The 17,903-nt window shown below is 64.6% G+C and carries 14 protein-coding genes and 7 tRNA genes; 5 read left to right on the top strand and 16 right to left on the bottom strand.

Annotated features, from left to right (window positions below):
* Positions 1-86: 86 nt before the first annotated feature.
* Complete coding sequence (locus tag M2650_RS05285) at positions 87-881, top strand: enoyl-ACP reductase FabI (protein WP_249472164.1); 795 nt, start codon at positions 87-89, stop codon at positions 879-881.
* Positions 882-1,754: 873 nt separating this feature from the next.
* On the opposite strand, the gene M2650_RS05290 is transcribed toward M2650_RS05285, so the two are convergent.
* The 14 genes from M2650_RS05290 to M2650_RS05355 all read right to left on the bottom strand — a co-directional run bounded on the left by M2650_RS05290 (position 1,755) and on the right by M2650_RS05355 (position 12,538).
* Positions 1,755-3,734, bottom strand: a complete 1,980-nt coding sequence (locus M2650_RS05290; protein ID WP_249472167.1) for a SurA N-terminal domain-containing protein — start codon at positions 3,732-3,734, stop codon at positions 1,755-1,757.
* A gap of 145 nt (positions 3,735-3,879) precedes the next feature.
* Positions 3,880-3,956, bottom strand: a tRNA-Asp gene (locus M2650_RS05295).
* Positions 3,957-4,034: 78 nt separating this feature from the next.
* A tRNA-Val gene (locus M2650_RS05300) sits at positions 4,035-4,109 on the bottom strand.
* 41 nt (positions 4,110-4,150) lie between these two features.
* A complete protein-coding gene (locus M2650_RS05305) occupies positions 4,151-4,423 on the bottom strand; it encodes an HU family DNA-binding protein (RefSeq protein WP_249472170.1) in 273 nt (90 codons plus the stop codon).
* 213 nt (positions 4,424-4,636) lie between these two features.
* Complete coding sequence (gene lon / locus M2650_RS05310) at positions 4,637-7,063, bottom strand: endopeptidase La (RefSeq protein ID WP_425602502.1); 2,427 nt, start codon at positions 7,061-7,063, stop codon at positions 4,637-4,639.
* A gap of 353 nt (positions 7,064-7,416) precedes the next feature.
* On the bottom strand, positions 7,417-8,703 hold the full coding sequence (gene clpX, locus M2650_RS05315) for an ATP-dependent Clp protease ATP-binding subunit ClpX (RefSeq protein ID WP_249472173.1): 1,287 nt from the start codon (positions 8,701-8,703) through the stop codon (positions 7,417-7,419).
* A gap of 131 nt (positions 8,704-8,834) precedes the next feature.
* Positions 8,835-9,461 carry an ATP-dependent Clp endopeptidase proteolytic subunit ClpP gene (clpP, locus tag M2650_RS05320; RefSeq protein ID WP_249472176.1) on the bottom strand — a complete coding sequence of 209 codons (627 nt, stop codon included), beginning with the start codon at positions 9,459-9,461 and terminating at the stop codon, positions 8,835-8,837.
* 178 nt (positions 9,462-9,639) lie between these two features.
* Positions 9,640-10,266 carry an ATP-dependent Clp endopeptidase proteolytic subunit ClpP gene (gene clpP / locus M2650_RS05325; RefSeq protein ID WP_249472179.1) on the bottom strand — a complete coding sequence of 209 codons (627 nt, stop codon included), beginning with the start codon at positions 10,264-10,266 and terminating at the stop codon, positions 9,640-9,642.
* Between the two features lie 205 nt (positions 10,267-10,471).
* Positions 10,472-11,764 carry a trigger factor gene (gene tig, locus M2650_RS05330; RefSeq protein WP_249472182.1) on the bottom strand — a complete coding sequence of 431 codons (1,293 nt, stop codon included), beginning with the start codon at positions 11,762-11,764 and terminating at the stop codon, positions 10,472-10,474.
* 178 nt (positions 11,765-11,942) lie between these two features.
* Positions 11,943-12,027, bottom strand: a tRNA-Leu gene (locus tag M2650_RS05335).
* Positions 12,028-12,125: 98 nt separating this feature from the next.
* A tRNA-Lys gene (locus M2650_RS05340) sits at positions 12,126-12,201 on the bottom strand.
* A 39-nt stretch (positions 12,202-12,240) separates the two neighbouring features.
* Positions 12,241-12,317: transfer RNA gene (locus M2650_RS05345), tRNA-His, on the bottom strand.
* A gap of 23 nt (positions 12,318-12,340) precedes the next feature.
* Positions 12,341-12,417 (bottom strand) — tRNA-Arg (locus tag M2650_RS05350).
* Between the two features lie 44 nt (positions 12,418-12,461).
* Positions 12,462-12,538: transfer RNA gene (locus M2650_RS05355), tRNA-Pro, on the bottom strand.
* Positions 12,539-12,708: 170 nt separating this feature from the next.
* Between M2650_RS05355 and M2650_RS05360 the strand changes: the two genes are divergently transcribed.
* Entirely contained in the window at positions 12,709-13,464 is a 756-nt protein-coding gene (locus M2650_RS05360; protein ID WP_249472185.1) for a Bax inhibitor-1/YccA family protein, read from the top strand.
* 207 nt (positions 13,465-13,671) lie between these two features.
* Positions 13,672-13,944, top strand: coding sequence for a hypothetical protein (locus M2650_RS05365; RefSeq protein ID WP_249472188.1), 273 nt, complete (start codon positions 13,672-13,674; stop codon positions 13,942-13,944).
* A 43-nt stretch (positions 13,945-13,987) separates the two neighbouring features.
* On the opposite strand, the gene M2650_RS05370 is transcribed toward M2650_RS05365, so the two are convergent.
* Positions 13,988-15,313, bottom strand: a complete 1,326-nt coding sequence (locus M2650_RS05370; protein WP_249472191.1) for a Na+/H+ antiporter NhaC family protein — start codon at positions 15,311-15,313, stop codon at positions 13,988-13,990.
* Between the two features lie 221 nt (positions 15,314-15,534).
* On the opposite strand from M2650_RS05370, the gene M2650_RS05375 reads away from it, so the two are divergent.
* Positions 15,535-16,173, top strand: coding sequence for a hypothetical protein (locus M2650_RS05375; RefSeq protein WP_249472194.1), 639 nt, complete (start codon positions 15,535-15,537; stop codon positions 16,171-16,173).
* A gap of 96 nt (positions 16,174-16,269) precedes the next feature.
* Positions 16,270-16,686: a DUF3574 domain-containing protein gene (locus tag M2650_RS05380; RefSeq protein WP_249472197.1), complete on the top strand. Its 417-nt coding sequence runs from the start codon at positions 16,270-16,272 to the stop codon at positions 16,684-16,686.
* Positions 16,687-16,785: 99 nt separating this feature from the next.
* Here the strand turns inward: M2650_RS05380 and M2650_RS05385 are convergent, their stop codons facing one another.
* Positions 16,786-17,811, bottom strand: coding sequence for an isocitrate dehydrogenase (locus M2650_RS05385; RefSeq protein WP_249474220.1), 1,026 nt, complete (start codon positions 17,809-17,811; stop codon positions 16,786-16,788).
* Positions 17,812-17,903 lie beyond the last annotated feature (92 nt).

Raw genomic sequence — 17,903 nt, forward strand, 5'->3', positions numbered from 1 at the left:
GTGGGAGGGGTCGCGAGGCTCGAACTCGACTCCGCGACCCGTCAACGGCAAACTTGGCGCCTGCACCGCAACCGACAAGGCTTCCCATGGGCTTCCTGCAAGGCAAGCGCGCACTGATCACCGGCATCGCCAGCCAGCGCTCGATCGCCAACGGCATCGCCGAGGCGATGCGCCGCGAAGGCGCCGAACTCGCCTTCACCTACCAGAGCGACAAGCTGAAATCGCGCGTCGAGGATGCCGCGGCCGAATACGGTTCGAACATCGTGATTCCGCTCGACGTCGCCGAAGATGCGCAGATCGAAGCCTGTTTCGCCGAGCTCGGCAAGCATTGGGACGGGCTGGACATCCTGGTGCATTCGATCGGCTTCGCGCCGCGCGAAGCCATCGAAGGCGGCTATCTGGACGGGCTCACGCGCGAGAACTTCCGCATCGCGCACGACATCTCGGCCTATTCGCTGTCGGCGCTGGCCAAGGCCGCGCGGCCGATGATGAGCGGCCGCAACGGCAGCATCCTCACCCTCACCTATCTCGGCGCCGAGCGCGCGTTGGCCAACTACAACGTGATGGGCGTGGCCAAGGCCGCGCTGGAAGCCAGCGTGCGCTATCTGGCGCTCAACCTGGGTCCGGAAGGCACGCGCGTAAACGCGATCTCGGCAGGCCCGATCAAGACGTTGGCTGCGGCCGGCATCGCCAATTTCCGCAAGATGCTGGGCCACGTCGAAAGCTATGCGCCGATGCGGCGCAGCGTGACGATCGAGGACGTGGGCAACGTCGCCGCCTTCCTGTGCTCGGATCTTGCCGCAGGCGTCACTGGCGAAATCACCTACGTCGACGCCGGATACAACATCCTGGGCATGACCGGCGTGGGCGACGAGCACTAAGCGCTTCGCCCTCCTAAAGCGAACAAAAACTGGTCTTCTCTCCGGCTCTGTAGAGCGGGGCTTGCCCCGCTGCTCTCGCTCTTAAGCCATTTGCTCTTAAGCCGTTTGCTCTTAGGCCGTTCTGCTCTTAAGCCGTCATCCCAGCGAACGCTGGGACCCATCTTGCTCTTGCTGTTGCCCCTAAGCCGTCATCCCGGCGAAGGCCGGGATCCAGGCCCGCGTCCTCGCCGGTCGCGCTGCGACTCGCGCCATGGACAAAGGCTTCCGGCTGCGCCGGGTCACTTTCTTTGCTGGCCCAAAGAAAGTAACCCAAGAAAGGGCCTGAACTGCGGTGCGATGCCTCGCACCTGAAAGTTCGCCAGCGGACCTGCTTTCGTCGTAGGTGACCTTCTTACGCAGGTACTAGATTTTGATGCGCAGCCTATGGGTGACGTGGCTTTTGCGGAGTTGCGCTAAGGAGGCGTTCTGATCGATCGCCTCGGATCTGAATGTCGAAGCGACGGCGGAATCCCGAGGGCCGGCGATAAGGGGCCAAGAACACGGGGAGCCCCTCGCCGGGATCCCTTCCAAAGGCCCTTTTTCTTTGGCGACTTCTCTTTTTGGGCCCCCCAAAAAGAAAGCATGCCCTGAGCTTGCCGAAGGGTCACTCGGCCGCGGTTTTAGCGGACGAAACCCCGGCCCAAAGGGCCGGCAGGTCGCGAGAACCCCCAAGCCAAGGCAGCGGAGCAAGCTCCGCTCTACAAATGTAGGTGCGAATTCATTCGCACGCTTTTCGGTGTATCAAGAGCGTGCGAATGAATTCGCACCTACGAAAAGCAAGAGCAGCAGGGCAAGCCCCGCTCTACAAAAAGTCGCGGGTTGCGAAGCGGTGAATTAGAGCCGGTCTTCCGCCACTTCCACCTTCATCTGCTTGCGCATCGCAGTGACGTAGCCCTGCGCGGAGTCGATGCCCTTCATCTGCGCGATCTGATCGCGCATCTGCTTGCGCTGTTCCGCCGGCAGTTCCTTCGGATCGCCGGCTTCGACCTTGGTGACGGCGAACACGATGTGGCCGCCATCGGGCGTATCGACTTTGCCCGCCGACACTTTGCCGGGCGCCGGACGCTGCGCGGCGAAGATCGCGCGATTGGCTTCCTCGGTCGGGATCGGCGCACCGCGCCGGATGCCTTGCAACGCATTCGCCTGCAGGCTCTGCGCAGCGGCGACGGCTTCCAGCGTCTCGCCCTTGTTCACCCGCGCCAACACCGCGTCCGCGGCAGCGGCCGAGGCCTTGCGCGTGCGGTCGGCGCGGATCGCGGCGATCACGCGGTCGCGCACTTCGGCCAGCGGCTGCGTGCGTTCGGGCGTGTGCTGGGTCACGCGGATCCAGATGCTGTGATTGGGCGCGATCTCGATCGGGTCGCTGACCGTGCCGTCCTGCACCAGGATTTCCGAGAACGCGGCGCGCTGCACCAGCGGGTTCGCGGCGATGCCGTCGGCACCTGCGCCGCGCGGGAACGGACCCAATTTCTGCACCGGCAGGTTCATCTCGCGCGCGGCCGGTTCCAGCGCCGTCGGATTCTTGTTGACCAGATCGACCATGCGTCCGGCCAGATCGTTGAACTGCTTTTCGCGATCGGCTTCGTCCTGCTCGCGCGCGAGCTCGTCGCGCACCTGTTCGAACGTCACCTGCTGCCCCGTCTTGATCTCGCCCAGCTTGATGATGTGGTAGCCGAATGCGCTCTTCACCGGCCCGCTGACCTGGTTGGGTTGCATCGAGAACAGCGCGTCGTCGAACGCCTGGTCGCCCATCACGCCCTTCTCCACCAGCCCCAGATCGCCGCCGGCGTCCTTGGATCCCGGGTCGTCCGAATTGGCGCGCGCCAGCGCCGCAAAATCCGCGCCGGGCTGCTTGGCCTGCGCCGCGATCTGCGCGGCCTTCTGCTGGGCCGCCTTCTGCACGGCGGCATCGGCCTTCGGGTCGACCGCGATCAGGATGTGCGCCGCCTGGCGTTGTTCGGCCGCGGCGAAACGCGCTTTTTCCTGCTCGAAGCGGGCGCGCAGTTGCGCCTCGTCGGTCTGCGGCGGCGGCAGCGTGGCGCCGTTGAGCTCGACGTACTCGATCGCGACCGATTCGGGCGCGCGGTAGTCGCCCGCATGGTCGCGGTACCACTTCAGGATTTCCGCGCCGCCAACGGCGCCTGTGTCGGCCGGGGGCGGCGGCAGCAGCGCGAAGCTCGCGTCGCGCTTCTCGCCCAGCAGCACCAGTAGGCGGTCCAGCTCGCCGGACGTGACGAAGGACGATTCGGCCAGGCGGCTGGGAATCTGCGACTGCTGCAGGCTGTCGCGCACCAGCTGTTCGAACTGGCGCGGCGTTTTCGGCGGATTGAGCGACTGCAGGCCCAGCTGATAGCGCTGCGCATCGAACTTGCCGTCGACCTGGAAGTCCGGCAACGAATTGATCGTTTCGCGGATCTGCGCGTCGCCGATCACGATGCCGGAGCGTTCGGCGGCGATCCGCATCACCCGCTCGTCGATCATCTTGTCGAGCACGGCGCGCTTGTTCTCCGCGCTTTCGAAAGCGCGCGCGTCGAAGGCTTCGCCTTCGGCCGCGCGCCGCTGCTGGCGTTCGCGCTCGAACTCCGCGCGGAATTCGTCGACGCCGATCTCCTGGTGCTTCCACAGCATCTTGGCCGGCCACCAGGTCGGGGCGCCCGCCCACCAGGTCGGCGGGGTCGAGACGCGCGCGGCGTACGTGTCGACGCGCTGCGACAGGTACTGCTCGACGCCGAAGAAGGCGAACGGAATGAGCAGCAGCGCCAGGATGAGTTTGGCGATCCAGCTCGACGACTTGTCTCTGAGGCTCTGCAGCATGGGCGATTTCGGGCCGTTACGTAGCCGCGCAGTTTAACGTGCTTCGGCGGACAGGAAGGCGGCCCAGCCGGCCCGCGGCGGAATCGGCGACAGGTACGGCGCCGCAAAAAAGCGAAGGCGCCCTTGCGGGCGCCTTCGGGTGTACTGGCGGAGTGGACGGGACTCGAACCCGCGACCTCCGGCGTGACAGGCCAGCATTCTAACCGACTGAACTACCACTCCGCTTTCGTAAAACTTTGCTCGCCGCCCTCGGAAACCCCGGGAAATCCGGGCCAACCTCGGTAGAGAAACCACCTTGTCTGGTGGGTGCTGAGGGTTTCGAACCCCCGACCCTCTCCGTGTAAAGGAGACGCTCTACCGCTGAGCTAAGCACCCTAGCGCTCCGGACGGACGCCGAAGCGCCCGCCGCGAGCCGACTAGTTTACGGCATCCTTCAGGGCCTTGCCAGCCTTGAACGCAGGATTTTTCGAGGCCGGGATATTGATGGTCTCGTTGGTGCGGGGGTTGCGGCCGGTACGCGCGCCACGCGTGCGTACGGTGAACGTGCCGAAGCCGACCAGCGTGACGTCCTGGCCGCTCTTCAACGCCTTGGTGATCGAGGCGATGACGGCATCGACCGCGCGGCCGGCGTCGGCCTTGGACAGATCGGACTCGCTGGACACGGCGTCGACCAATTCGCTTTTATTCATTCTTGGACTCCCTATGCGGATAGCACCGCTGGATGAGATGACCGGGTCCCCCGCTGCGGGTTCCGCAGATGCGCCCGGTCGGACGTGCCTCGATGCCGCGCGTATGCGCGGCTCGCGGTTGCCGTCGTTATACCAGCGCCATTTTGGCGGCGCAACGGGAAAAGCCAATAATGGCGCGGTTTTCAGCGGTTTTCAGTCGCTTGCGATACGGCTTTAGTGCTTGACATCCACTTGCTTGACCGCTTGGTCGTTGTCGCGTACGACTTCTTCGATTCCCTTCGCCGCCACGTTCGGCGTGAGCGGACGCTCGAGCGCGAGATCCAGCACTTCGTCGATCCACTTCACCGGCACGATCTTGATGTGCTGCGTAACCGTCTTCGGAATATCGGCGAGATCCTTGCGGTTCTCTTCGGGAATGATCACGGTGCGGATGCCGCCGCGCAACGCGGCGAGCAGTTTCTCCTTGAGCCCGCCGATGCCGGTGATGCGGCCGCGCAGCGTGATCTCGCCGGTCATGGCAACGTCGGCGCGCACCGGTATCTTGGTCAGCATCGACACCAGCGACGTAGCCATAGCGGCACCCGCGCTCGGGCCGTCCTTGGGCGTGGCGCCATCGGGCACGTGCACGTGCACATCGAGCTTCTGCAGGAAATCCAGCTCGATGCCCAAACGCTCGGTGCGCGCGCGCACCACCGACAATGCGGCGGAAGCGGATTCCTTCATCACGTCGCCCAGCTGTCCGGTGAGGATCAGCTGGCCCTTGCCCGGCACCAGCGTGGATTCGATCTGCAGCAAGTCGCCGCCGACCTCGGTCCAAGCCAAGCCGGTGACCAGGCCGATCTCGTTGTCCTGCTCGGCGCGGCCGAAATCGTAGCGCTGCACGCCCAGGTATTTGTCCAGGTTCTTGCTGGTCACGCTGAGGGCCTTGCCGGCCTTGGCCTTGGGGCCGGCCAGCGCGATTTCCTTGACCACCTTGCGGCTGATCTTGGCGATCTCGCGCTCCAGGTTGCGCACGCCCGATTCGCGCGTGTAGTAGCGCACGATGTCCTTGACCGCGCTCTCTGCGATCTTCAGCTCGTCTTCCTTCAGGCCGTTCGCCTTGAGTTGCTTGGGCACCAGGTAGCGCATGGCGATGTTGATCTTCTCTTCCTCTGTGTAGCCGGGAAGGCGGATCACTTCCATGCGGTCCAGCAACGGACCGGGAATGTTGAGCGAGTTGGACGTGGCGACGAACATCACCTCGCTCAGGTCGAGATCGACTTCGAGGTAATGGTCGTTGAACGAGTTGTTCTGTTCCGGGTCGAGCACTTCCAGCAGCGCCGACGACGGATCGCCGCGGAAGTCCATCGACATCTTGTCGATCTCGTCCAGCATGAACAGCGGGTTCTTGCTGCCGGCCTTGTTGAGGTTCTGCACGATGCGGCCCGGCATCGAACCGACATAGGTGCGGCGGTGGCCGCGGATCTCGGCCTCGTCGCGGACGCCGCCCAGCGACATGCGCACGAACTTGCGGTTGGTGGCCTTGGCGATCGATTGGCCGAGCGAGGTCTTGCCCACGCCGGGCGGGCCGACCAGGCACAGGATCGCGCCCTTCATCTGCTTCACGCGCGTCTGCACGGCCAGGTATTCGAGGATGCGTTCCTTCACCTTCTCCAGGCCGTAGTGGTCGGCGTCGAGCACTTCCTGCGCGACTTTCAGGTCTTTGCGTATCTTGCTGCGCTTCTTCCACGGCACGCCCAGCAGCCAGTCGAGGTAGTTGCGCACCACCGCGGCTTCCGCCGACATCGGCGACATCTGCTTGAGCTTGTTGAGCTCGTTCTTGGCCTTGGTTTCCACCGGCTTGGGCATGCCGGCGTCGGCGATCTTGCGCGCCAGTTCGTCCAGATCGTTCGGCGCCTCGTCGAGTTCGCCCAGCTCCTTCTGGATCGCCTTCATCTGTTCGTTGAGGTAGTACTCGCGCTGCGACTTCTCCATCTGCGACTTCACGCGGCCGCGGATGCGCTTCTCCATCTGCTGCACGTCGATCTCGCCGTCGACGAAGCCGACCAGCAGCTCCAGCCGCTCGCCGATCTCGATCGTCTCCAGCAGCTTCTGCTTGTCGGACAGGCGCACGCCCAGGTGCGCCGCGATAGTGTCGGCCAGGCGGCCGGGTTCGTCGATGCCCGACAGCGTCTGCAGCAACTCGGGCGGCAGCTTGCGGTTGGTCTTCACGTACTGCTCGAACAGCGACATCAGCGAACGTCCCACCGCTTCCACTTCGCGGCCTTCGCGGCTGTCGGTGGATTCGATCACCACGCCGCTGCCGCTGAGCGAACCATCGCGCGAGACGACCTTGTCGACGCGCGCGCGCGCCACGCCTTCGACCAGCACCTTGATCGTGCCGTCGGGCAGTTTGAGCAGCTGCAATACCTGCGCCAGCGTACCGATCGGGTACAGGTCTTCGGCGCCGGGGTCGTCGGTTTCGGCGGATTTTTGCGCCACCAGCAGGATGCGCTTGTCCGACTCCATCGCCTGGTCGAGCGCGTGGATCGACTTGTCGCGGCCCACGAACAGCGGGATGACCATGTGCGGGAACACGACCACATCGCGCAGCGGCAGCACCGGCAGTTGCAAGGTTTCGTGTTCGGCATGGTCAGACATGGGGACTCCAGGTAAATACGGTTTGCGGCCGCTCGGGCCGCCATGGGCGATTTATGGGGTTGGCGCCGGAGGGATGCAAGCGCCATGGGTTGCCGGAAACCGGCATGTAACGCTGGAATCCTTGCGGATCAAGCGTTTGCGGCGTGTTTGAAACCTAGTGTTGCGTTGGGCGCCACGCTTTCCCTTCTCCCACCGGGAGAAGGTGCCCGGAGGGCGGATGAGGGTTCGGCGGAGCTTCGCTCGGCCAAATTGCAGCATCTGTCGTCAGCTGGCGAATCAGATCGCGATCGTCGAAACCATCGCTTCGCCGGACCCTCACCCCAACCCCTCTCCCGACGGGAGAGGGGCTCTATTCACTCGGCCGAGGCGACTTTCGGCGGGGCCGGTGTGCTTTCGTAGATCAGGTAAGGCTCGGACTTGTGCTCGATCACCGATTCGTCGACCACCACCTTGGTGACATTCTCCAGCGACGGCAGCTCGTACATGGTGTCCAGCAGCACCGATTCGACGATGGTGCGCAGGCCGCGCGCGCCGGTCTTGCGCTTGAGCGCCTTCTTGGCGATCGCCAGCAGCGCGTCCGGGCGGAACTCGAGCTCCACGCCTTCCATCTCGAACAGGCGCTTGAACTGCTTGCTGATCGCGTTCTTCGGCTCGGTGAGGATCTTCACCAGTGCCGCCTCGTCCAATTCCTCGAGCGTGGCGACCACCGGCAGGCGGCCGACGAATTCGGGGATCAGGCCGAATTTGATCAAATCTTCCGGCTCGACGTTGGCCAGCACCTTGCCGGTCTCGGTCTTGCGTTCGGAACTCTTCACCTTGGCGCCGAAACCGATGCCGCCGGCCTCGGTGCTGCGCTGCTGGATGATCTTGTCCAGGCCGGCGAACGCGCCGCCGACGATGAACAGGATGTTGCGGGTATCGACCTGCAGGAACTCCTGCTGCGGATGCTTGCGCCCGCCCTGCGGCGGCACGCTGGCGATGGTGCCTTCGATCAGCTTCAGCAGCGCCTGCTGCACGCCTTCGCCGGACACGTCGCGGGTGATCGACGGGTTTTCGCTCTTGCGCGAGATCTTGTCGATCTCGTCGATGTAGACGATGCCCTGCTGCGCCTTCTCGACTTCGTAGTCGCACTTCTGCAGCAGCTTCTGGATGATGTTCTCGACGTCCTCGCCCACGTAGCCGGCTTCGGTCAGCGTAGTCGCGTCGGCGATCGTGAACGGCACGTTGAGCAGCCGCGCCAGCGTTTCGGCCAGCAGGGTCTTGCCCGAGCCGGTCGGGCCGACCAGCAGGATGTTGGACTTGGCCAGTTCGACGTCGTCGGCCTTCTGCCGGCTCTCGATGCGCTTGTAGTGGTTGTAGACGGCCACCGCGAGCGTCTTCTTGGCGCGCTGCTGGCCGATCACGTACTGGTCCAGCACGTCCAGGATCTCGCGCGGCTTGGGCAGCGAGCTGCGCGCGGACTGCGACTTCTCCTCGAGTTCCTCGCGGATGATGTCGTTGCACAGCTCCACGCACTCGTCGCAGATGAACACGCTCGGGCCCGCGATGAGCTTGCGCACCTCATGCTGGCTCTTGCCGCAGAAGGAGCAGTACAGGATCTTGTTGCTGTCGCCGGTACGGCTTTGACGGTCTTCGGTCATGCCCCTATCGCCCAATCATTCATACGTATGCGGCCCGAGAATAGCACTGGACGGGCGGCTTGCGCCCGTTCCCGGGTAAGTGAGGCCCGGCGCGCCTGCGCCAGGGCCGGTTAAGCCTGTCCGGACCGGCCTCATGCGGCCTGGATCGAGTCGTCCGCGCGGCGGTCCAGGACATGGTCGATCAGGCCGTATTCCTGGGCCTGGACCGCGCTCATGAAACGGTCGCGTTCCATGTCGCGTTCTATCTGCTCCAGCGGCTGGCCGCTGTGGTCGGCGTAGATCTGGTTCAGGCGCTCGCGCAGGTACAGGATCTCGCGCGCGTGGATTTCGATGTCGGTGGCCTGCCCGCGCATGCCGCCGGAAGGCTGGTGGATCATGACCCGGGAGTTGGGCAGCGAATAACGCTTGCCCTTGGCGCCGGCCATCAGCAGCAGCGAGCCGGCGCTGGACGCCTGGCCGACGCAGATCGTGCTGACGTCGGGCTTGATGAACTGCATGGTGTCGTACATCGCCAGGCCCGCGGTGACGGCGCCGCCGGGGCTGTTGATGTACAGGCTGATGTCCTTTTCCGGGTTTTCCGATTCCAGGAACAGCATCTGCGCGATCACCACATTGGCCACGTAGTCGTCGATCTCGCCGACCAGGAAGATCACCCGCTCCTTCAGCAGCCGCGAATAGATGTCGTAGCTGCGTTCGCCGCGGCTGGTCTGTTCGACCACCATCGGGACCAGGTTCAAAGCGGTGGTGCGGTCGTTCATGTGGCTCCTGTTGCGCTTTTTTTATCGCTTTTCCTTCTCCCTCCGGGAGAAGGTGCCCGAAGGGCGGATGAGGGTTCGGCGAAGTTGCGATCCCGATGTTCGCGACGTCAATCGGGCGTTCGTCGCTTCGCCGAACCCTCACCCCCAACCCCTCTCCCGATGGGAGAGGGGCTTTGGGTCACGACGGCTGGATCGACTCTTCCGAACGGCGCTCCAGCACCTGGTCGATCAGGCCGTATTCACGCGCGGCTTCTGCGCTCTTGAAGTTGTCGCGCTCGGTGTCGTGCGCGATCGTCTCCAGCGCCTGGCCGGTGTGCTTGGCCAGGATCTCGTTGAGGCGCTGGCGCATGCTCAGGATTTCGCGCGCATGGATGTCGATGTCCGTCGCCTGGCCCTGGAAGCCGCCCAACGGCTGGTGGATCATCACCCGCGAATTCGGCAGCGCATAACGCTTGCCCTTGGTGCCCGCGGCCAGCAGCGTGGCGGCCATGCTGGCGGCCTGGCCGATGCACATGGTGCTGACGTCGGGCTTGATGAACTGCATGGTGTCGTAGATCGCCATGCCCGCGGTGACGATGCCGCCGGGCGAGTTGATGTACAGGCTGATTTCCTTTTCAGGGTTGTCAGCTTCCAGGAACAGCAACTGGGCCACGATCACATTGGCCATGTGGTCGTCGATGCCGCCGACCAGGAAGATCACCCGCTCCTTCAACAACCGCGAGTAGATGTCGTAGGCGCGTTCGCCGCGGCTGGTCTGTTCGACCACCATCGGCACCAGATTCAGGGCTTTGATTCGATTGTCCATTGCGGTCGCACCCAGGCGAAAGAAATAGGAAGATGCGCTCAAGTTGGGGCCGAAGCGGCCCGAGCGCAAGTGGCGGAGGGAGGTAGCGGGTCGCGCGCTCCAAAACGCGTCATCCCGAGCGCAGCGAGGGACCTGCTGCTGGAACATCCAGAAAGCAGATCCCTCACTACGCTCGGGACGACGGTGCTTTTCCGATTGTCCCGTATTACTGCCGAATCGCGTCGCTGAACGACAGCGCTTGCTCGGTGTGGTGGGCGCGTTCGGCGATCCAGTCGATCACCTGCTCCTCCATCACCCGCGTCTGCAGCCCGTTCATTAGTTGCGCGTCGTTGCGGTACAGCTCGATCACCTGCTCGGGCTCCTCGTAGGTGGAGGCGATCAGGCGCAGCGTCTCATTGACCCGCTTGGGTTCCAGGCGCAATTCGTTGCGGCGCGCGATCTCCCCCACCAGCAGGCCGACCAGCACGCGTTTGCGTGCGGCTTCCATGTACGGACCCGGCGCCTGGTCGATGCGCTGGCCTTGTTGGGCCGCCTGTTGGGCGGCGCTGGCAGCCATGGCGCGGGCTTCGTTCTCCACCAGCCGCGGCGGCATTTCGACGTGGGCATAAGCGGCGGCCAGTTGCTCGCCGACTTCGCGGCGCAGCCGGTTCATCAATGCGCCCTTCAGCTCGCGCTCCAGGTTGCTGCGGATGTCGGAACGGAAGCGGTCCATTTCGCCGCTCTTCACGCCGAAGCTGCGGATGAAGGCCTGATCGACCTCTGGCAGCTTGGCTTCGGACACGTTCAACGCGGTGACGTGCATCTGCGCGGTCTTGCCGGCCAGCGGCGCCACCGGCCAATCGGCCGGGAAGTCGACATCGGCGGTCTTCTGCTCTCCCCTGGCCATGCCGGGCAGCGCCGCTTCCAGGCCGCCGAACATCATCCCCGACCCGAGCACGGTGCTGCCCTTCTCGACACCCTCGGCGGGCAAACGCACGCCGCCGGCTTCGGACCACATTTCCAGCTCGACCAGATCGCCTTCCTTCGCCGGGCGATCGACCGGTATCCACTCGCGGCGCTGCAGGCGCAGGTTCTCGATCATGCGATCGATGTCGACGTCTTCCACCTCGGAGGTATGGCGCACCACTTCGAGCTTGGCGACGTCGATCTCGCCGAAATCGGGCACCACTTCGAACGTGGCGACGTATTCCAGCTCGCCCTCGGCGGCTTCTTTGTTGGGCACGATCTGCGGGTTGCCGGCGATGCGGAACGACTCGTTGCGCACGGCGTTGTCGAAGCCGCTGCGCAGCAGGTCGTCCAGCACTTCGGCGCGGACCTGCTGGCCGTAGCGCTGCTCGATCACCTTGGCCGGCACCTTGCCCGGGCGGAAGCCCTTGATACGCGCGCTGCGCGCGATCTCGCGCAGGCGGCCGCCGACTTGGTTGTCGACGCTGTCCGCGGGCAGGCGGAAGGTGATGCGACGTTCGTGATTGCCAATGGTTTCGACCGAGACCTGCATGTGCGCTCCTGCCGCCACGGGGTTGTTTCCGCAGCGCGATGTTGGGGATTTGGACCGGGCCTGCGCCGGCTTCTGGCCATGGCGCCCCAATCCGGTCCAATCGAACGGATTATTTTGGCCGAAGACGCGGCCTGCCGCCACTTTTTATGGGGCCGGGGACCTGATCGGCGGCCCGGGGTGGTGCGAAAGGGGGGACTCGAACCCCCACGCCTTGCGGCACTGGTACCTAAAACCAGGGCGTCTACCAATTCCGCCACTTTCGCAACGTCCGACCGGGGCGCCCGGCTGGCTCGGCGGCATCTTAGGCGATCCCCGCCCCGCCAACAAAAAAGCGCCTGGGGTCGCCAGGCGCTTCCGGGATTGGTGGGCCGTCAAGGATTCGAACCTTGGACCTATTGATTAAGAGTCAACTGCTCTACCAACTGAGCTAACGGCCCGATCTGGAAATTGTAACAAACTTCGATGCGGCAAAGGTTTGGGGTGGAAGACGGGATTTGAACCCGCGACCCCCGGAATCACAATCCGGTGCTCTAACCAGCTGAGCTACATCCACCATTGAACCGCTTTGAACGCTTCTGGCGCGCCCGACAGGACTCGAACCTGTAACCGCCGGCTTAGAAGGCCGGTGCTCTATCCGGTTGAGCTACGGGCGCTCGGGGCCGGATTGTCGCATTACACCGTGGCCTGTGGGCCGGGATGGTCGGGGTAGAGGGATTCGAACCCCCGACATCCTGCTCCCAAAGCAGGCGCGCTACCAGACTGCGCTATACCCCGCCGGTACGGTCGGTCGGTTCTTGCCGTCGCAACGCGCCAGCGCTCCGAACCTGGCTATTCTCGGAACCGGCCCCACCTATGTCAAACACGGCGCATCCGGACAAGGTCTGAGTGTATGCTCCGAACCGACGCGGCCAGGGCGGCCGCCTTCACCGAAAACAGGGGTTCCCATGATCCGCAGCGGCAATCCGGCACTCAAAGAATCGACCTTCCTCGACCTGGGCAGCGGCACCGTCGTATCCCGCGACGGCGGCGCCATGACCCTGAACGGCACGGTCAACAAGACCGGCGTGTTGCTGCTGCTGTGCGTGCTCACCGCAGCGTTCGCCTGGAACCAGGTCAGCAGCGAGGCCGGCATCGCCAACGCCGGCCCCTACGTCTGGGGCGGCGCGATCGGCGGCCTGATCCTGGCGCTGGTCACCACTTTCAAGAAGACCTGGGCGCCGATCACCGCGCCGATGTATGCGCTGGTGGAAGGCTTCTTCCTGGGCGCGATCTCGGCGATGTTCGAGCTGCGTTTCCCCGGCATCGTGTTCCAGGCGGTGCTGCTGACGTTCGGCACGCTGTTCGCGCTGCTGTTCGCCTACCGCTCGGGGCTGATCAAGGCCACCGAGAACTTCAAGCTGGGCGTGGTCGCGGCGACCGGCGGCATCTTCCTGGTCTATCTGGCGACGATCGTGCTCGGGTTCTTCGGCGTCAACATCCCGATGATCCACGAGAACGGCATCGTCGGCATCGGCTTCAGCCTGTTCGTGGTGGTGATCGCCGCGCTGAACTTGGTGCTGGATTTCGACTTCATCGAAAACGGCGTCGAGCAAGGCGCGCCGAAGTACATGGAGTGGTACGGCGCGTTTGGCCTGATGGTCACGCTGGTGTGGCTGTATATCGAATTCCTGCGGCTGCTGTCGAAGCTGCAGTCGCGCTGAGCCTCGGCACAGCTTCCCAAAAAGGGCGCTTCGGCGCCCTTTTTTTCTGCTCGGCATCGTAGCCCCTCTCGAATGGGGGCGGTTTGCCATGCCGACAGGCGGGTTCCTCCCCTTTCCTTCGCATCTCGCCGTCTCTGACGCAGGGGCCGAATATTTGCGGCCGGCGCTCGTCTCGACGCGCCTCTCCCCCACGAACGAGATCGAACGATGACCGTACTCATCACCGCCGACGTCCCGGGACAGACCCGCGAAGGCTACGACGGCATGCTCAAGGTGCTCAGCGGGCCGATCAAACGCGCTCCGGGCTTCCTGATGCACGGCGCCTACGAATCGGAAGACGGCGGCTGGCGCGTGTTCGAAGTCTGGCAGACGATGGAACAGGCCAATCAGTTCTTTGCGCAGCACATAGCGCCCAACCTTCCGCCCGTAGTCCGCCCCAAACGCAAGGCTCAGCAACTGCACAGTTGCGTGCAGCCGTGATCGCTTTTTTCGGTAGCCATGAAAGGGCGCCGCGGCGCCCCTTTCATGGCTGCGTATCGGCAGCCGCCCATCCGGCGCGCCGCGCGGGCCACAGCATGAACACGATCGTGATCGCGATCAGCAGCCAGCAATAGTGCGCCTTGCCGATCAGCGCCATCGGCGACAGGTGCGCCAGCGACGCCGCCAACAGTATCTGCGCGCCGTACGGGAGCAAGCTCTGCACGGCGCAGGCGAAGATGTCGAGCAGGCTCGCAGAACGCGCCGCGGGCACGCCATGGCGCTCGGCGATGTCGCGCGCAAGGCCGCCGCTGATCAGCAGCGCTACGGTGTTGTTGGCGGTGAACACATCGGTCGCCGAAGACAGCGCGGCGATACTCCACTCGCCGGTGCGCCGGCCGGTATTGCCGCGGGCGATGCGCGCGATCTGTTTGGCGATCCACGACAGGCCGCCGCTGGCTTTGGTCAATGCGCCCAAGCCGCCGATCAGCAGCGCCAGCAGCATGATCTCGAATACGCTTTCGAAACCGTCGTAGATCGCTTCGGCATAGGCGACGGTATCGAAATCGGGCGCCATCGCGAAACCGAACACGCCAGCAACCACCAGGCCGATGGTCAATACCACCAGCACGTCCCAGCCGATCACCGCCAATACGAGCACCAGCGCGTAGGGCAGCGCCAGCCACGCCGAGACTTCGTCGTAGGCCTCCACCGGCGAGGCTTCGCCGACGAAAGCCAGCACCGCGATCGTCAGCACCGCCGCCGGCAATGCGATCTTGATGTTTTCGCGGAACTTGTCGCGCATGCTGCAGCCCTGCGTGCGCGCGGCGGCGATCGCGGTGTCCGAGATCACCGACAAGTTATCGCCGAACGTGGCGCCACCGAGCACGGCGCCGATCACCAGCGCGCGGTCCAGGCCCGACGCTTCGGACACGCCCAACGCGATCGGCGCCACGGCGGCGATCGTGCCCATCGAGGTGCCGATCGCCAGCGACAGGAAGCCGGCGACCACGAACAACCCCGGCAGAATCAACGCCGCCGGCAGCGCGCCGATGCCCAGCGACACCACCGCGTCGACCGCGCCGATCAGCTTGGTGACGTAAGCGAACGCGCCGGCCAACAGGAAGATCAGACACATCTGCACGATGTTGGAATCGCCGATGCCGCCCAGCATCGTGTCCATGGCCTTCGCGCCGCGGCGATGCGCGATCCACAGCGCCAGGGCCAGCGCGGGCAGGATCGCCACCGGTGCGCGCAGCTGATAGAAGCCCATCGCCTCGCCCTGCGCCGTGTAGTAGAGCCCGGCGCCGAAGAACAGCGCCAGGAACAGCAGCAGAGGGGTCAGCGCAACGGCGCTGGGGACGACCTTCATCCTTTCATCCGCATAAAGAGATTTTACGGATTGTGCGACGCAGCAAGCCCGCTGTCCAGCGCCTGCGGCCACGGAATAGGGCGGGTCTGAGCGGGTCGATGGCCGTCTCGACGGTAGTTATCCGTATTTATTGCCGGTGTCCGCCGATTGCAGCCCTTCACTTTGGCGGTGTCTTGCCCCCGCCCCTACCGGTAGCTTCTGAACCCCCCGCGAGAATGCCCATGTCCACATCTGCCCAAACCGTCGCAACGCCCGAGCCCGAGCTGGTCACCCGCCTCCTGCGAGGCGCATGGTTGGGCATCATCCTTGGCCTGTTGATCGAAGGCATGCTGCTCGCCGTCCAGCTCTTCCAGGGCCAGTTGCCCGAGCCTGTCCGGATCGCGGCCGATACGGTCCAGAAAATATCCTGGTCGTCGTTGGTCTGCGCGGTGCTGGCCGCTGGCCAGGCGGTCGCGCGCGGCGCCGGCGGCCTGGCGGGATTGGCCGGCCTGATCGGCGCCCCGATCGCCTTCCTGCTGGCGCGATCGCTGCACAAAGCCACGCTCGAAGTACTGGGTAGCGAAGCTGCCGGCGGCGCGGTGCCATGGCTGGCCGCCGGCATCAAAGGCGCGGAATACGCCCTGTTGGGCGCTGCGATCCTCTGGCTGGCCAAAAACGAACGCGGTTGGAAAGCGCACGTGCTGCTTGGCTTGTTGGTGGGTTTGGTGACCTACTTGCTGACGCTGTGGTTGCTGCCCGGCGCCGGCAATGCCATACAGCGCGCGATTACGGAAATCGCGCATCCGGTCGGCTGTGCGCTGGCGGTCTTCATCGCCCTGCAGTTCAACCGGCGGATGGGCCAAAATACGGCCGGCGATTGACCCACGCCGTCGCGCTCGCGCCGCACGAAGGCCCGGCGGCGCGCACAATGATCCGCACGATTAGCCTGCCGATCCTGAAGGAATGGGCTTGCCGATATGATGACACGATGGCTGTCTTCGCTGGTTTTGCTGGGCACGCTCGCCGGCTGCGCGAGCGCGCCGCTGCAGCCGATCGCTCAGACCGGCACTGCATGCAGCGAGAAGCGCTCGGACCGCCTGCTGTTCGGCATGAACACTCCTACCGGCCCGGTGGATGAGACGCAATGGCAGGCTTTTTTGGCCGATACGGTGACGCCCCGTTTCCCCGACGGCTTGACCGTCTACCGCACGCAGGGCCAGTGGCGCGGGGCCAGTGGCCAGGTAGAGCGCGAGGAGTCGCGCATGGTCGAGATCGTGCATGAAGACGATCCCGATGGCCGTAAACGCATCGCCGAGATTTCAGCGGAATACAAGCGGCGCTTCCAGCAGGAAGCAGTGCTGGTGATCAGCACCCGCGCCCAGGCCTGCCTCTGACCCGGCTTTCGTAGGTGCGAATTCATTCGCACGCTTTTTTTGCTCATGTCGGAAGCGCGTGCGAATGAATTCGCACCTACGAAGAGCGGACCGCGCGAGTCAGACGCGGCTGGCGATCGCCTTGGCGAACGACATGGTATTGCCCTGCCCGCCCAGGTCCGGCGTCAGCGCGTCCTTCGCTTCCAGCGTGGCGACGATCGCCGCGCGCAGGCGCGTCGCGTCGGCCGGCTTGCCCAGATGGTCGAGCATCTGCCCCACCGCCAGCAGCAACGCGCAGGGATTGGCGATGCCCTTGCCGGCGATGTCCGGCGCGGAGCCGTGAACGGCTTCGAAAATCGCCGCATCGGCGCCGATGTTGGCGCCCGGCGCCAGGCCCAGGCCGCCGACCAGGCCGGCGCACAGATCGGAGATGATGTCGCCGAACAGGTTGGTGGTGACGATGATGTCGAACTGCTCGGGCCGCATCACCAGCTGCATGCAGGTGTTGTCGACGATCATCTCGTTGCATTCGATCTCGGGATACTGCGCGGCCACTTCGCGCGCCACCTTCAGGAACAGGCCCGAGGTCGACTTGAGGATGTTGGCCTTGTGCACCACCGTCACCTTCTTGCGGCCGGTGCTGCGCGCCAGGTCGAAAGCGTAGCGGACGATGCGCTCGGAGCCCTTTCGCGTGACCTTCTGCGTGAGCGTTGCGATCTGGCCGTCCTCGGAAGTCATCTGGCCTTCGCCGATGTAGGCGCCTTCGGTGTTCTCGCGCACCGTGATCAGGTCGACGTCTTCGGGAAAACGCGATTTCGTGTTCGGGAACGACTTGGCCGGGCGCACGTTGGCGTACAGGTCGAAGCGCTTGCGCAGTTCGACGTTGATCGAGCTGAAGCCTTCGCCGACCGGCGTGGTCAGCGGGCTCTTCAGCGCGATGCGGTTGCGGCGGATCGAATCCATCGTCGCGGCCGGCAACAGCTCGCCGTGCTTCTCCAGCGCCACCATGCCGGCGTCGGCTTCCTCGTACTGCAGGCCGACATCCATCGCGTCGAGCACATAAAGGGCGGCATCCATGATTTCTGGGCCGATGCCATCGCCACGGATGACCGTGATGGTCTGTTTGGCCGCGTTCGTCGGGGTCATTTGCAGGTTCCAGGCGCAGGGCCGGTCGCGCGCGGACGGCGCGACGGCGTGGGAAAGATAGCCGCGCATTATGCCCGAAGCCATGTCCGGCT

It is taken from the genome of Luteimonas galliterrae, assembly GCF_023374055.1.
GTDB lineage: Bacteria > Pseudomonadota > Gammaproteobacteria > Xanthomonadales > Xanthomonadaceae > Luteimonas_C > Luteimonas_C galliterrae.